Origin of the sequence: Streptomyces sp. NPDC093801 (assembly GCF_040701585.1) — a bacterium.
Lineage (GTDB): Bacteria > Actinomycetota > Actinomycetes > Streptomycetales > Streptomycetaceae > Streptomyces.
Map to the genome: position 1 here is coordinate 208,126 of NZ_JBFBDP010000009.1, position 13,468 is coordinate 221,593.

The following is a 13,468-nucleotide window of genomic DNA, read 5'->3' on the forward strand; positions in this document are numbered from 1 at the left end:
GGCGGCCACGAAAAGTTTCCTACCGGCCAGTAGACATGTGCGGGATTCCGGCCAACTCTGGGCACGTACATGCCAAGCCGTGACCGAGGAGCGCCCCCACATGCGCAGCACCCGCCGCACCCGCACGTCCCGTACCGCCGCCGCCACCGTGGCCGCCGCGGCTGCCGTGATGACCCTGCTGCCGGCCGGCGCCGCCGTCGCGGCCCCGGCGTCGGCGCCCGCGCCGGCCCCGGCCGCCGTCACCGCCTCCGCACCGGGCGGCAACGCGGCGATCCTCGGGATCGACTACGCCACCTGGCAGCGCGACGTGGCCGCCGTCGTCGACGCCGCCCGCCCCGCCATCGAGCAGCGGATCGCGGCCTCCCCGGCCGGCGAGAAGCCCGCGATCGTCCTGGACATCGACAACTCCTCCCTGGAGACGGACTTCCACTGGTTCTGGACGTTCCCGACCCCGGCGATCGAGAAGGTCCGCGCGCTGACCCAGTACGCGAACGAGCGCGGGGTCGCGATCTTCTTCGTCACCGCCCGCCCGGGGATCGTGTACTCCCTGACCGAGCGGAACCTCAAGGCGGTCGGCTACCCGGTGACCGGGCTGTACGTCCGGGACCTGCCCGCCCTGTTCAGCCAGGTCAGCGCGTACAAGACGGCCAAGCGCGCCGAGATCGAGGCCCGCGGCTACACGATCATCGCCAACATCGGCAACAACGAGAGCGACCTGGTCGGCGGCCACGCCGAGCGCACCGTCAAGCTCCCGGACTACGGCGGCAAGCTCTCCTGACCCGGCGGCCGCCGATTCGTTGCGCTCCGGGCGGTTCGAACCGGCGGTATGGCGGGTAGTCATATCCCATCGCACGAGTGCCGGGCCCGGCCCCTCGCCAGGGGGCCGGGCCCGGCGCCCGTTCACCGGGCCGCTACGCCTTCTTCGGCGCGGGGCACGTCTGCCAGGCGAGGTGGTAGAGCGTGCTGACGCTGGTGTCGGTGGAGTCCATGGCCATGAAGCTGGTGGACGTCTGCGGGTTCGAGGTGCCGGCGTTCACCCGCAGCTCGGTGTTGATGTTGAAGTTGCGCTTCTCGCCGCACGGGGACCAGACGAGGTCCGCGTACTCCGTCTTGTCGCTGGTCTGCCAGTTGTCGTTGAGCGGTCCGCTGAACTGGTGCGTGCGCTGGGTCGTCTGCGGCATCCCCTGGAAGTAGTAGTTCGCCCTCTCCTGGCCCGTGGCCCCGGGCTGGAGGAACGCGAACCCCCGGTAGTCCGCCTGCACGATCGCGTAGGTGAACCCGGACGGGACGTGGACGCGCAGGTTGAGCTGGCAGTTCTTGCGGAAGGCCGTGGGCGGGGCGCCGGGGCCGACCTGGGCGAGGTAGTCGCTGTAGGTGACGGTGAAGGCCGTGTTGTCGGGGGCCACGGCCACCTGGGCGGTGCCCTCGCGGCAGCCGGAGCCGTTCACCGTGGCCAGCTCGATCACGATCTTGTCCGGCGGGACGGTGATCGGCGGACGGCCCCCCGCGCCGGGGGCGGCGGCCCCCGCGGGGGTGGACGTCGCGATCAGGGCGGCGGCCGCACCGGCGGTGAGCAGGGTGCGGAACAGGGAATGAGACATCGTGGTCACTCCTGACTCCTGACTCCCGGCACTCGGACCGGGGACTCTCCTGCGGGCACCCCGCATCAGGCCGCGGGGCATTCCTTCCACTCGAAGTGGTAGACCGTGCTGACGCTGCCGTCCGTCGAGTCCATGCTCATGAAGCTGAGGTTCTGCGGGCTGGACGTGCCGCCGTAGACCCGCAGTTCGGTGTTGACGTTGAGGTTGCGCTCCTCGCCGCAGGGGGCCCAGACGAGGTCCGCGTAGTCGGTCTGGTCGCTCGCCTGCCAGTTGTCGCTGAAGGGGCCGTTGAACTGGTGGGTGCTGCGGGCCGTCTGGGCGTTGCCCTGGAAGTAGTAGTTCGCGCGCTCCTGGCCGTAGGCGCCGCGCTGGAGGTGGGCGAAGCCGCGGTAGTCGGCGCGGGCGATGGCGTACGTGAACCCCTGGGGCACGTGGATCCGCAGGGCCAGCTGGCAGTTCTTGCGGAACTCCGTCCCGCCGGCGCCGGCGCCGGTCTGGGCGAGGTAGCTGCTGTAGGTGACGGTGAAGGCCGTGTTGTCGGAGGCGGCGGCGACGTCGGCGCTGCCCTGGGGGCAGCCGGAGCCGTTGACCCCGGCGACCTCGACGGTGACGCGGCCGGGCGGGGGGACGGAGGGGGTCTGGGCGTGGGCCGCCTGGACGGGGGCGGCGAGGGCCGACAGCGCCGTGACGGCGGCGCCGAGCGCGATTCTGCGGAGGGGCATGAGGGGTCTCCGTTCGTGCGGAGGGGAGCCCGGATTTGGGCATGCACATGCCACCACGCTGCCGCTGGGAGGGGGAGGGTCCGATACGGCCATCGGGGGGCGGGGGGCCTTCGGTCCGTACCGGCTGGCCGGATCCGGCGACCGGCCGCCCGCCCTTGCGCCGGTCGGCGGCCCCGGCGTCCGGCGCAGGCCGCCCCCGCCGGACCCCCGGATGGCCGGAACCCGGACCCGGGGCACCGCTGCGCGGGGCGGGGTCCCCTACCCGCCCTTTCACCGTTTCCCGGGGCGAGCCCCGGACCCCGCACCGGGCGCTCCGCGCCCGGGACGCCCAAACGCCGCGCGGGCTGGATTTCGCGCAGCGAAATCCCGGCCCCGCCGGCGTTTGAGGCGCGGGGGGTCCGGGGGGCACCTCCCGGCGGCAGCCGGGCGAGGGGACGGCGGGAGGGCGGGTAGGGGACCGGCCCCGCGCAGCGCTCACCCGGCCCCGGGCCACCGGCAGCCGTGCGCCGGGAGCGGGAGCCCGTCCGGGCCACCAGCCCCCGCAGGCCGAGAGCAGGACCCCCTCCGGGCCACCAACCCCCGCAAGCCGAGAACAGAAACCCCTCCGGACCACCAACCCCCGCAAGCCGGGAGCGAGGGCCCGTCCGGGCCACCGGGCCCCGCAAGCCGAGAGCAGGAACCCCTCCGGGCCACCAGCCCCCGCAGGCCGAAAGCAGGAACCCCTCCGGGCCACCGGGCCCCGTAGGCCGGGAGCGGGGGCCCGTCCGGGCTACCGGGCCCCGTAGGCCGGGAGCGGGGGCTGTGAGCGGGCCAGGAGCTCGAGGGCGGTCTCGCCCGCCTCGCCCGGGGTCCAGCGGGATCCGCGCTCGGCGGTGGGGCCCGGACGCCAGCCCTCCATCACCGTGATGCGGCCACCCTCCGCCTCGAACACCCGGCCCGTGACCCCGGCGGACGCCGTCGACCCCAGCCACACCACCAGCGGGGAGACGTTCTCCGGCGCCATCGCGTCGAAGGCCCCCGCCCCCGGGGCGGCCATCGTCGCCGCGAAGGCCTCCTCCGTCATCCGGGTCCGCGCCGCCGGGGCGACGGCGTTGACCTGGACCCCGTACCGGCCCATCTCGGCCGCCGCCACCAGGGTCAGGCCGAGGATCCCCGCCTTGGCGGCGCTGTAGTTGCCCTGGCCCACGGAGCCCAGCAGACCGGCCCCCGACGAGGTGTTCACGACCCGGGCCGCGACCGGCCGGCCGGCCTTCGCCTCGGCCCGCCACCACGCGGCCGCCGCCCGCAGCGGCAGGAAGTGCCCCTTGAGGTGGACCCGCATCACCGCGTCCCAGTCGTCCTCCCCGAGGTTGACCAGCATCCGGTCCCGCAGGAACCCGGCGTTGTTGACCAGCGTGTCCAGGCGGCCGAAGGCCTCCAGGGCGCACGCGACCAGCGAGCCGGCGCCCTCCCCCGTCGCGACGTCCCCGCCGTGGGCCACCGCCTCCCCGCCGCCCGCCCGGATCTCCTCGACCACCCGCGCCGCCGGGCTCCCGGGCCCGGGGAGCCCGTCCAGCCCGACCCCGAGGTCGTTGACGACGACCCGCGCCCCCTGCGCCGCGAAGGCCAGCGCGTGGGCGCGGCCCAGCCCCCGGCCGGCGCCGGTCACCACGACCACTCGTCCGTCTGCGATACCCATGTCAGCTCTCCTCACGGTTGATCCGCATCCGCCCGTCCACCGGACCGCCCGCCGGGCCGTCCGCCCCGCCCCTCACCCCGCCCGCCCGTCCCCTCCGCCGGACGGCGCCCGGTTGGCCGTCGCCGCATCCAGGAACGCCGGGCGCTCCCCGCCCCCGTGCACCAGCAGGCTCGCCCCGCTCACGTACGCCGCCCGGTCCGAGGCCAGGAACACCGCCGCCTCCCCCACGTCGGCGGGTTCGGCCAGTCGGCCCAGCGGCACGGTGGCGGCGACCGCCGCGACGCCCTCCGCGTCCCCGTAGTGCAGGTGCGCCAGTTCGGTCCGGACCATGCCGAGGACCAGGGAGTTGACCCGTACCCCGGGGGCCCATTCCACGGCCATCGAACGGGCCAGGTTCTCCAGGCCCGCCTTCGCCGCCCCGTACGCCGCCGTGCCCGGCGAGGGCCGGGTCCCGCTGACACTGCCGATCATCACGACCGAGCCCCGGCTCTCCCGCAGCCACGGGTAGGCGGCGAGCGAGGCCGCCATCGGCGCCACCAGGTTCAGGGCGAGCACCCGTGCGTGCTGTTCGGGACCGCCCTCCCCCAGCAGCCTGTACGGGGTCCCGCCGGCGTTGTTGACCAGGCAGTCGAGCCGTCCGTACCGCCCCGCGACCCCGTCGAGGAACTCCCGGACGGCGGCCGGCTCGCGCAGGTCCACGGAGGCGAAGGCGGCCTCCCGCCCGTCCCGCGCCACCGGCCGGTCCGGCGGGCGCCGGGCGCAGACGACGACCTCCGCCCCGGCCGCGAGGAACGAGCGGGCGATCCCGGCGCCCACGCCGCGGGTTCCGCCGGTGACGACCACGACCCTCCCCTTGAGCTCCATCGGCTGCTACCTTCCTCACCTAACAAATGTTTGGTGGAAAGGTAGCTGATCCGCCCATGGGTGTCTCCACCTCCGGCCCGGACCAGGGCATCGCACACGTCACCGTGGACTTCCCGCCCGTCAACGCCCTTCCCGTGCACGGCTGGTACGAGCTCGCCGACGCCCTGCGCGCCGCCGGGCGCGACCCCGGGGTGCGCTGCGTGGTCCTGGCGGCCGCCGGGCGCGGCTTCAACGCCGGCGTCGACATCAAGGAGATGCAGCGCGACAGCGGCCACACCGCCCTCATCGGCGCCAACCGCGGCTGCGCCGAGGCCTTCGCCGCCGTGTACGAGTGCGAGGTGCCGGTGGTCGCGGCCGTGCACGGCTTCTGCCTGGGCGGCGGCGTCGGCCTGGTCGGCAACGCCGACGCGATCGTGGCCTCCGACGACGCCGTGTTCGGCCTGCCCGAACTGGACCGGGGCGCCCTCGGCGCCGCCACCCACCTCGCCCGGCTGGTCCCCCAGCACCTGATGCGCGCCCTCTACTACACCTCGCGCACCGCCACCGCCGCCGAACTGCACGCCCACGGCTCGGTCTGGAAGGTGGTCCCCCGTACGGAACTGTCCGCCGCCGCCCTGGAGCTGGCGGCCGAGATCGCGCGGAAGGACGGCACCCTCATCCGGCTGGCCAAGGCCGCCATCAACGGCATCGACCCCGTCGACGTGCGCCGCAGCTACCGCTTCGAGCAGGGGTTCACCTTCGAGGCCAACCTCAGCGGTGTCGCCGACCGGGTCCGCGACACCTTCGGGAAGGCACAGGGAGGCACCGCATGACCGACAAGACCATGACCCCCGACGAGGTCGTCGGGCGGCTGCGCAGCGGAATGACCCTGGGCATCGGCGGCTGGGGCTCCCGGCGCAAGCCGATGGCCCTGGTGCGGGCGCTGCTGCGGTCCGAAGTCACCGATCTCACCGTGGTCTCGTACGGCGGCCCCGACGTCGGGCTGCTCGCCGCCGCCGGACGCGTCCGCCGCCTGATCGCCCCCTTCGCCACCCTCGACTCCATCCCGCTGGAGCCGCACTTCCGGGCCGCGCGCGAGAGCGGCACCCTCGCCCTCACCGAGTACGACGAGGCGATGTTCATGTGGGGCCTGCACGCGGCCGCGAACCGCCTGCCCTTCATGCCGGTCCGCGCCGGCCTCGGCTCCGACGTCATGCGGGTCAACCCGGAGCTGCGCACGGTCGCCTCCCCCTACGCCGACGGCGAGGAGTTCGTCGCCGTCCCCGCCCTGCGCATGGACGCGGCCCTGGTCCACCTCAACCGCGCCGACCGCCTGGGCAACGGCCGGTACCTGGGCCCCGACCCGTACTTCGACGACCTCTTCTGCGAGGCCGCCGACGCCGCGTACGTCTCCTGCGAGCAGCTGGTGGAGAGCGCCGAGCTCGCCAAGTCCGGCCCCCCGCAGTCCCTCCTGGTCAGCCGGCACTCGGTCACCGGGGTCGTGGAGACCCCGAACGGCGCGCACTTCACCTCCTGCGCGCCCGACTACGACCGCGACGAGGCCTTCCAGAAGCTGTACGCGACCACCCCCTGGCCCGAGTTCTCGGCCCGCTTCCTGTCCGGGGCGGGCGAGCACGACTACCAGAGCGCCGTCCGGACCTGGCGGGAGGAGCAGCGATGACCAGTCGCGCGGAGTACTGCGTGATCGCGTGTGCCGAGGCCTGGCGCGGCGACGGGGAGGTGCTCGCCAGTCCGATGGGCGCGATCCCCTCCTTCGGGGCGCGCCTGGCCAAGCGGACCTTCTCCCCCGACCTGCTGCTGACCGACGGCGAGGCCATGCTGGTCGGCCCGGACGGGACGGTGGAGGGCTGGCTCCCGTACCGGCGCCACCTGACGATGGTCACCGGCGGGCGGCGGCACGTGATGATGGGCGCGAGCCAGATCGACCGGTACGGCAACCAGAACATCTCCTGCATCGGCGACTGGGAGCGGCCCGCCCGCCAGCTGCTGGGGGTGCGCGGGGCGCCCGTCAACACCCTCAACAACCCGGTGAGCTACTGGGTGCCCCGGCACTCCCCGAGGGTGTTCGTCGAGCGCGTCGACATGGTCAGCGGGGTGGGGTACGACCGCGCGGAGGCGGCCGGGCCCTCGGCGGCCCGCTTCCACCGGCTGCCGCGCGTGGTCAGCGACCTCGGGGTCTTCGACTTCGCCGGGCCCGGGCACGCGATGCGGCTGGCGTCCCTGCACCCGGGGGTGACGGTCGACCAGGTCCGCGCCGCCACCGGGTTCGAGCTCGCGATCGGCCCGGAGGTCCCGTACACCCGTGAGCCCACGGCCGAGGAGCTGCGGCTGATCCGCGAGGTGATCGACCCGAAGGGCCTGCGCGACCGGGAAGTGCGGGGCTGACGTGGCGGCGAGGGAGTGGGAGACGGCGTTCACCAGGCTGGTCGGGGTCCGGTACCCGATCGTGCAGACGGGCATGGGCTGGGTGGCCGGCCCGCGGCTGGTGTCGGCGGCGGCCGAGGCGGGGGCGCTGGGCATCCTGGCCTCGGCGACGATGACGACGGAGCAGCTGCGCGCGGCGGTCCAGGAGGTGCGCTCCCGTACGGACGCCCCGTTCGGGGTCAACCTGCGGGCGGACGCCGGGGACGCGGCCGAGCGGGTGCGGCTGATCATCGACGAGGGCGTGCGGGTGGCCTCGTTCGCGCTGGCCCCGTCGCGGGAGCTGATCGCCCGGCTCAAGGACGCCGGGGTGGTGGTGATCCCCTCGGTGGGGGCGCGCCGGCACGCCGAGAAGGTCGCGGCCTGGGGCGCCGACGCGGTGATCGTGCAGGGCGGGGAGGGCGGCGGGCACACCGGCGACGTGGCCACCACGGTGCTGCTGCCGCAGGTCGTCGACGCGGTGGACGTCCCGGTGGTCGCGGCGGGCGGCTTCCGCGACGGGCGCGGGCTGGTGGCGGCCCTGGCGTACGGGGCCGCGGGCATCGCCATGGGCACGCGGTTCCTGCTGACCTCCGACTCGACCGTCCCGGACGCCGTGAAGGCCGAGTACCTGAAGGCCGGCGTCAAGGACGTCACCGTCACGACGGCCGTGGACGGGATGCCGCACCGGATGCTGCGCACCGAGCTGGTGGCCTCCCTGGAACGGGCGGGGCGGGCCGGGGCGCTGGCCCGGGCGGTGCGGCACGCGGCCTCCTTCCGGCGGCTGTCGGGGCTGTCCTGGTCCCGGATGGTGCGCGACGGCCTGGCGATGAAGCACGGCAGGGACCTGTCCTGGAGCCAGGTCCTGCTCGCCGCGAACACCCCGATGCTCCTCAAGGCGTCCATGGTCGAGGGCCGTACGGACCTCGGTGTCATGGCATCGGGCCAGGTCGCGGGGGTGATCGAGGATCTGCCGTCGTGTGCGGAGCTCGTCGGCCGCGTCATGGCCGAAGCGCACGCCGTGCTGGACCGGCTGCACGCGTCGGGCCCGCACCCGCTCGGCACCCTGCCACCACCAGGGTGATCCCCTTCTCCGTCACAGGAGTCGCCCGTATGAGACGTGCCCGCATCCGCCTGGCGACCGCGGCGGCCGCCGCCGCCCTCGCCGTCGGCACCCTGCCCGCCGCCGCCGAGGCGGCGGCTCCGGCAGCCGCGGCCCGTACCCCGCACCACCAGCTCCGGTCGTCGTCCGGGGCGATCCGGCAGATCCCCCTCCAGGGGGCCGTCAACCTCCGGGACGTCGGCGGGTACGCCACGTACACCGGGGGCCGGGTCCGCCAGGGGCTGGTCTACCGCTCCGACGCACTGAGCAAGCTGACCGCGGCGGACATCACCACCGTCTCCGGTCTCGGCCTCACGAAGGTCGTCGATTTCCGCATTCCGATGGAGCTCCAGTACGACGGCGCCGACCGGCTGCCGCAGGGGCTCTCCCCCACCTCCCGCCCGGTCAGCGACCTGGGGCTGTACGGCACCCTGGTCGGCGCGATATCCAGCGGCGACCCCGTCAAGCAGGAGCAGATGCTCGGCGGCGGGCGGGCCGAGGCCTACATGCGGGACGTCTACCGCACGTTCGTGACGAGCCCCGAGAACCGGGCGCAGTTCGCGGCGACCCTGCGGGAGCTCGCGGACGGGAACCAGGGGCCGCTGCTCTACCACTGCACCTCGGGCAAGGACCGGACGGGCTGGATGAGCTACGTCCTGCTGCGCGCGCTGGCCGTGCCGCAGGAGGCGGCCGAGGGCGACTACCTGGCCTCGAACACCTTCCGGGCGGCGTACGACGCCCAGGTGCGCGCGGGCCTCAAGCAGTCGGGCCGGATGCAGAACCCGGACCTGCTGATCCCGCTCCAGGAGGTCCGGCAGGACTACCTGGACGCCGCGACCGCCCGGATGGAGGCCGACTACGGCGGCTTCTACGGCTATCTGACGGACGGTCTGGGCCTGGACCTGCGGACGCTGTCGAAGCTCCAGAGCAGGCTGGTCCGGTAGGCGCGGGGAACGGCACGACGGCGCCGGGCGTGCTCTGCCCGGCGCCGTCGGCGCGCTGTGCGGGTGACGGGGCTCAGACCGCCCGGCGGCGTCCCTGCCCGGCCGTGCCGACGCGGCTGCGCGCCGAGGCCGCGGCCGCGCCGCCGCCGGAGGCGGAGCCTCCCGTACCGCGGCGGGACTGGCCGGCGGAGCCGGAGCCCTGGCCGCCGCCCTGACCGCGGCGGGACTGGCCCGCCCCGGAGCCGGCGGGGGCCTGGCCGGAGCCGCCGGACGCGCCGGAGCCGGAGCGCCGGCCGCGGCCGCCGGAGGCGGGGGCACCGGAGGCGCCGGTGCGCGGCGTGCCCGAGCGGCGGCGCGAGGAGCCCGAGCCGGAGCCCGAACCGCTGCGCGGCTTGGGCTGCGGGGGCTGCGGGACCTCCAGGACGACGGGGATGCCGGAGGGCTCGCGGGCGCCGGTCAGCGCGGCGAGCTCCTCGTCGGAGGACTTGATCTGCGCGGTGCGCGGGGAGATCCCGGCATCCGACATCAGCCGGGTCATGTCGCGCTTCTGGTCGGGCAGGACCAGGGTGACCACGCTGCCGGACTCGCCGGCGCGGGCGGTGCGGCCGCCGCGGTGCAGGTAGTCCTTGTGGTCGGTGGGCGGGTCGACGTTGACGACGAGGTCGAGGTCGTCGATGTGGATGCCGCGCGCGGCCACGTTGGTGGCGATCAGCGCGGTGACCTCGCCGGTCTTGAACCAGTCCAGGGTGCGGTTGCGCTGCGGCTGGGAGCGTCCGCCGTGCAGGCCGGAGGCGCGCACGCCCTCGGCGAGGAGCTTCTTGACCATGCGGTCGACGCCGCGCTTGGTGTCGACGAACATGATGACCCGGCCGTCGCGGGCGGCTATGCGCGTGGCCACGGCCTTCTTGTCGGTCTCGTCCATGACGTACAGGACGTGGTGCTCCATGGTGGTGACCGCGCCGGCCGACGGGTCGACGGAGTGGCCGACCGGGTCGGTCAGGAACATCTTGACGAGCTTGTCGACGTTCTTGTCGAGGGTCGCCGAGAACAGCATGGTCTGCCCGCCGGGCGCGACCTGCTTGAGCAGCGCGGTGACCTGCGGCATGAAGCCCATGTCGGTCATCTGGTCGGCCTCGTCGAGGACGGTGATCGAGACCTGCGAGAGGTCGGCGTCACCGCGGTCGATGAGGTCCTTGAGGCGGCCGGGGGTGGCGACGAGCACCTCGGCGCCGCGGCGCAGCGCGCCCGCCTGCCGGTTGATGGACATGCCGCCGACGACGGTCGCGACGCGCAGGTTGACGGCCGTGGCGTACGGGGTCAGGGCGTCGGTGACCTGCTGCGCGAGCTCGCGGGTCGGTACGAGGACCAGCGCCAGCGGGGCCTTGGGCTGGGCGCGGCGGCCGGAGGTGCGGGCGAGCAGGGCCAGGCCGAAGGCGAGGGTCTTGCCGGAGCCGGTGCGTCCGCGGCCGAGGAGGTCGCGGCCGGCGAGGGAGTTCGGCAGGGTGGCGGCCTGGATGGGGAAGGGCTCGGTCACGCCCTGGGCGGCGAGGGTCTTCAGCAGCGCCTCGGGCATGTCCATGTCCTCGAACGCGGCCACCGGCGGGAGGGCCGGGGTCAGCGGTTCGGGCATGGTGAACTCCTGGGGCCGGGCGACGGGGGCGGACTTCTGCCGTCCCGCGCCAGCCTTCGGACGCCCCTGTGCCGCACCTCGACCCCGGGTGGGGCGGCGGCTGGGTCGTGCGGAGCTGGAGCTGGTCATGCGAGAAAGCCCTCCTGAAACCGGCAGGTACAACAAAGGTGGAGACAGCAGACAAGCCGGGGCCCGCACCTCGCGGTGCGGACCCCGGCATGCTGAGGAACTTAGGCGGGGACGATGTTCTCCGCCTGGGGGCCCTTCTGGCCCTGCGTCACGTCGAAGGACACGCGCTGGCCCTCCTGGAGCTCACGGAAGCCCTGCATGGCGATGTTCGAGTAGTGGGCGAAGACGTCCGGGCCGCCGCCGTCCTGCTCGATGAAGCCGAAGCCCTTTTCCGAGTTGAACCACTTCACGGTGCCAAGTGCCATTTGAATCTCCTGAATAGGCGGCAAGGGCCCCATCCGGGAGAATCCGGCAAAAACAATAAAAGCGCCTGCGGAGCAATCCCGTCAGGCGCACATAAAGTTCATGGGTACCACAACTGCAACGCCACCAAGTTAGCACACCCCGACGGGATCTTGCTTCCATGCGCGGATGGCAGCGATCGGAGAGCCCTGCCTGGTGCCGTGACCGCAGCGGGGGCGGGGCCCTGTCCGGGCGGCCCCGCCCCGCGTCCGTCCGCGCCCGGGTCAGAGGCGCTCGATGATCGTGACGTTGGCCTGGCCGCCGCCTTCGCACATGGTCTGGAGGCCGTAGCGGCCGCCGGTGCGCTCCAGCTCGTGCAGGAGCGTGGTCATCAGCTTCACGCCGGTCGCCCCCAGGGGGTGGCCCAGGGCGATCGCGCCGCCGTTGACGTTCACCCGGGCGGGGTCGGCGCCCGTCTCCTTGAGCCAGGCCAGCACCACCGGGGCGAAGGCCTCGTTGATCTCGACCAGGTCGATGGCGTCCAGGGTCAGGCCCGTCTTCTTCAGCGCGTGGGCGGTGGCGGGGATGGGGGCCGACAGCATCCGGATCGGGTCCTCGCCGCGCACCGACAGGTGGTGGATCCGGGCGCGGGGCGTGAGGCCGTGCTCGGCGACCGCCCGCTCGGAGGCGATCAGCATCGCCGCGGCGCCGTCGGAGACCTGCGAGGAGACGGCCGCCGTGATGGTGCCGCCCTCCACGACCGGCTTCAGCCCGGCCATCTTCTCCAGGCTGGTGTCCCGGCGCGGCCCCTCGTCGACCGCGACTTCCCCGTAGGGGACGGTCTCGCGGCCGAAGCGGCCCTCGTCGATCGCGCGGACCGCCCGCCGGTGGGAGGTGAGGGCGAACTCCTCCATGTCCCGGCGGGAGATCCCCCACTTCTCGGCAATGAGCTGCGCGCCGTGGAACTGGTTGACGGGGGCGTCCCCGTACCGGGCGCGCCAGCCGGCCGAGCCCGCGTAGGGGCCCTCGGTGAGGCCCAGGGGCTCGGCCGCCTGCCGGGAGGCGAAGGCGATGGGGATCATCGACATGTTCTGGGTGCCGCCCGCGACGACCAGGTCCTGGGTGCCGGAGAGCACACCCTGGGCGGCGAAGTGCACGGCCTGCTGGGAGGAGCCGCACTGCCGGTCGACGGTGACGCCGGGGACCTCCTCGGGCAGCCCGGCGGCCAGCCAGGCGGTCCGCGCGATGTCGCCCGCCTGCGGGCCGACCGTGTCGAGGCAGCCGAAGACCACGTCCTCCACGGCGGCAGGGTCGACCCCGGTCCGCTCGACGAGCGCCCTGAGGACGTGCGCCCCCAGGTCGGCGGGGTGGACCCGGGACAGGCCGCCGCCGCGGCGCCCGACGGGGGTGCGCACGGCGTCGACTATGTAGGCCTCGGGCATCGGGGGCTCCTCTGCTGGCTGCTGGCTGCTGTTTCTAGGGGCGTACGGCGATCCCGTCGAGCACCATCGACAGGTACTGGCGGGCGATCTCCTCGGGGCTGTGCTGTCCGCCCGGCCGGTACCAGGACGCCGCGACCCACACCGTGTCGCGGACGAAGCGGTAGGTGAGGCGGATGTCGAGGTCGGCGCGGAAGACCTTGGCGGCGACCCCCCGCTCCAGCGTCCCCAGCCATGCCTTCTCGAACTTCACCTGCGAGTCGGAGAGGTAGTGGAAGCGGGGCTGGGCGGAGAGGGTGCGGGCCTCCTTCTGGTAGATCGCGACGGCGGCGCGGTGCCGGTCGATCTCACGGAAGGACTCGGTGACGAGGGCCTCGATGGTCTCCCGGGGGCCGAGGCCCGCCGCGAGGACGGTGTCGTACCCGTCCCACAGCTCGTTCAGGAAGGCCGAGAGGATCTCGTCGAGCATCGACTCCTTGGAGTCGAAGTGGTAGTAGAGGCTGCCGGCGAGCATCCCGGCGGCGTCGGCGATCTTGCGGACGGTGGTGGCGTTGTAGCCCTGGGCGGCGAAGACCTCGGCGGCGGTGTCGAGGAGTTCCCGGCGCCGCTCGGGCGAGGGGGTCACCTGCGGCTTCTTCTTCGCGGCCGGCCGGGCGGCCGGCCCGGCGTTCGGCTGG

14 protein-coding genes are annotated in these 13,468 nt (G+C 74.0%); 6 read left to right on the forward strand and 8 right to left on the reverse strand.

The genetic code is table 11. The annotated features are described in order from the left end of the window. Positions 1-100: 100 nt before the first annotated feature. Positions 101-778 carry an HAD family acid phosphatase gene (locus tag AB0469_RS12760; RefSeq protein ID WP_366451341.1) on the forward strand — a complete coding sequence of 226 codons (678 nt, stop codon included), beginning with the start codon at positions 101-103 and terminating at the stop codon, positions 776-778. Between the two features lie 133 nt (positions 779-911). Here the strand turns inward: AB0469_RS12760 and AB0469_RS12765 are convergent, their stop codons facing one another. From AB0469_RS12765 to AB0469_RS12780, 4 genes are all read right to left on the reverse strand, one after another. Then, positions 912-1,589: a DUF4360 domain-containing protein gene (locus AB0469_RS12765; protein WP_366451426.1), complete on the reverse strand. Its 678-nt coding sequence runs from the start codon at positions 1,587-1,589 to the stop codon at positions 912-914. A 77-nt stretch (positions 1,590-1,666) separates the two neighbouring features. Beyond that, entirely contained in the window at positions 1,667-2,323 is a 657-nt protein-coding gene (locus AB0469_RS12770; protein ID WP_366451342.1) for a DUF4360 domain-containing protein, read from the reverse strand. Positions 2,324-3,092: 769 nt separating this feature from the next. After that, positions 3,093-4,001, reverse strand: a complete 909-nt coding sequence (locus AB0469_RS12775) for an SDR family oxidoreductase (RefSeq protein ID WP_366451343.1) — start codon at positions 3,999-4,001, stop codon at positions 3,093-3,095. 72 nt (positions 4,002-4,073) lie between these two features. After that, a complete protein-coding gene (locus AB0469_RS12780) occupies positions 4,074-4,865 on the reverse strand; it encodes an SDR family oxidoreductase (protein WP_366451345.1) in 792 nt (263 codons plus the stop codon). Between the two features lie 56 nt (positions 4,866-4,921). On the opposite strand from AB0469_RS12780, the gene AB0469_RS12785 reads away from it, so the two are divergent. From AB0469_RS12785 to AB0469_RS12805, 5 genes are read left to right on the forward strand one after another with little or no spacing between them, the layout of a single operon-like run. Then, the gene (locus AB0469_RS12785; RefSeq protein ID WP_366451346.1) at positions 4,922-5,677 is read left to right on the forward strand and encodes an enoyl-CoA hydratase family protein; all 756 of its coding nucleotides are present in this window, start codon (positions 4,922-4,924) and stop codon (positions 5,675-5,677) included. Beyond that, a complete protein-coding gene (locus tag AB0469_RS12790) occupies positions 5,674-6,525 on the forward strand; it encodes a CoA-transferase (RefSeq protein ID WP_366451347.1) in 852 nt (283 codons plus the stop codon). The genes AB0469_RS12785 and AB0469_RS12790 overlap by 4 nt, the downstream gene beginning before the upstream one ends. Then, complete coding sequence (locus tag AB0469_RS12795) at positions 6,522-7,250, forward strand: CoA-transferase (RefSeq protein WP_366451348.1); 729 nt, start codon at positions 6,522-6,524, stop codon at positions 7,248-7,250. Before AB0469_RS12790 ends, AB0469_RS12795 begins: the two co-directional genes overlap by 4 nt. 1 nt (position 7,251) lies before the next feature. Then, positions 7,252-8,349 (forward strand): nitronate monooxygenase, encoded by a 1,098-nt coding sequence (locus tag AB0469_RS12800; RefSeq protein ID WP_366451349.1) that lies wholly within the window; start codon positions 7,252-7,254, stop codon positions 8,347-8,349. 29 nt (positions 8,350-8,378) lie between these two features. Next, a complete protein-coding gene (locus AB0469_RS12805; protein ID WP_366451350.1) occupies positions 8,379-9,311 on the forward strand; it encodes a tyrosine-protein phosphatase in 933 nt (310 codons plus the stop codon). A 73-nt stretch (positions 9,312-9,384) separates the two neighbouring features. Here AB0469_RS12805 and AB0469_RS12810 read toward each other — a convergent pair whose 3' ends face one another. The 4 genes from AB0469_RS12810 to AB0469_RS12825 all read right to left on the reverse strand — a co-directional run bounded on the left by AB0469_RS12810 (position 9,385) and on the right by AB0469_RS12825 (position 13,416). Continuing rightward, positions 9,385-11,070, reverse strand: coding sequence for a DEAD/DEAH box helicase (locus tag AB0469_RS12810; RefSeq protein ID WP_366451351.1), 1,686 nt, complete (start codon positions 11,068-11,070; stop codon positions 9,385-9,387). Between the two features lie 101 nt (positions 11,071-11,171). Then, positions 11,172-11,375 (reverse strand): cold-shock protein, encoded by a 204-nt coding sequence (locus AB0469_RS12815; RefSeq protein WP_362146252.1) that lies wholly within the window; start codon positions 11,373-11,375, stop codon positions 11,172-11,174. Between the two features lie 261 nt (positions 11,376-11,636). Beyond that, on the reverse strand, positions 11,637-12,794 hold the full coding sequence (locus tag AB0469_RS12820) for an acetyl-CoA C-acetyltransferase (protein ID WP_366451352.1): 1,158 nt from the start codon (positions 12,792-12,794) through the stop codon (positions 11,637-11,639). Between the two features lie 34 nt (positions 12,795-12,828). Then, positions 12,829-13,416, reverse strand: a complete 588-nt coding sequence (locus AB0469_RS12825) for a TetR/AcrR family transcriptional regulator (protein WP_366451427.1) — start codon at positions 13,414-13,416, stop codon at positions 12,829-12,831. Positions 13,417-13,468: the final 52 nt, after the last annotated feature.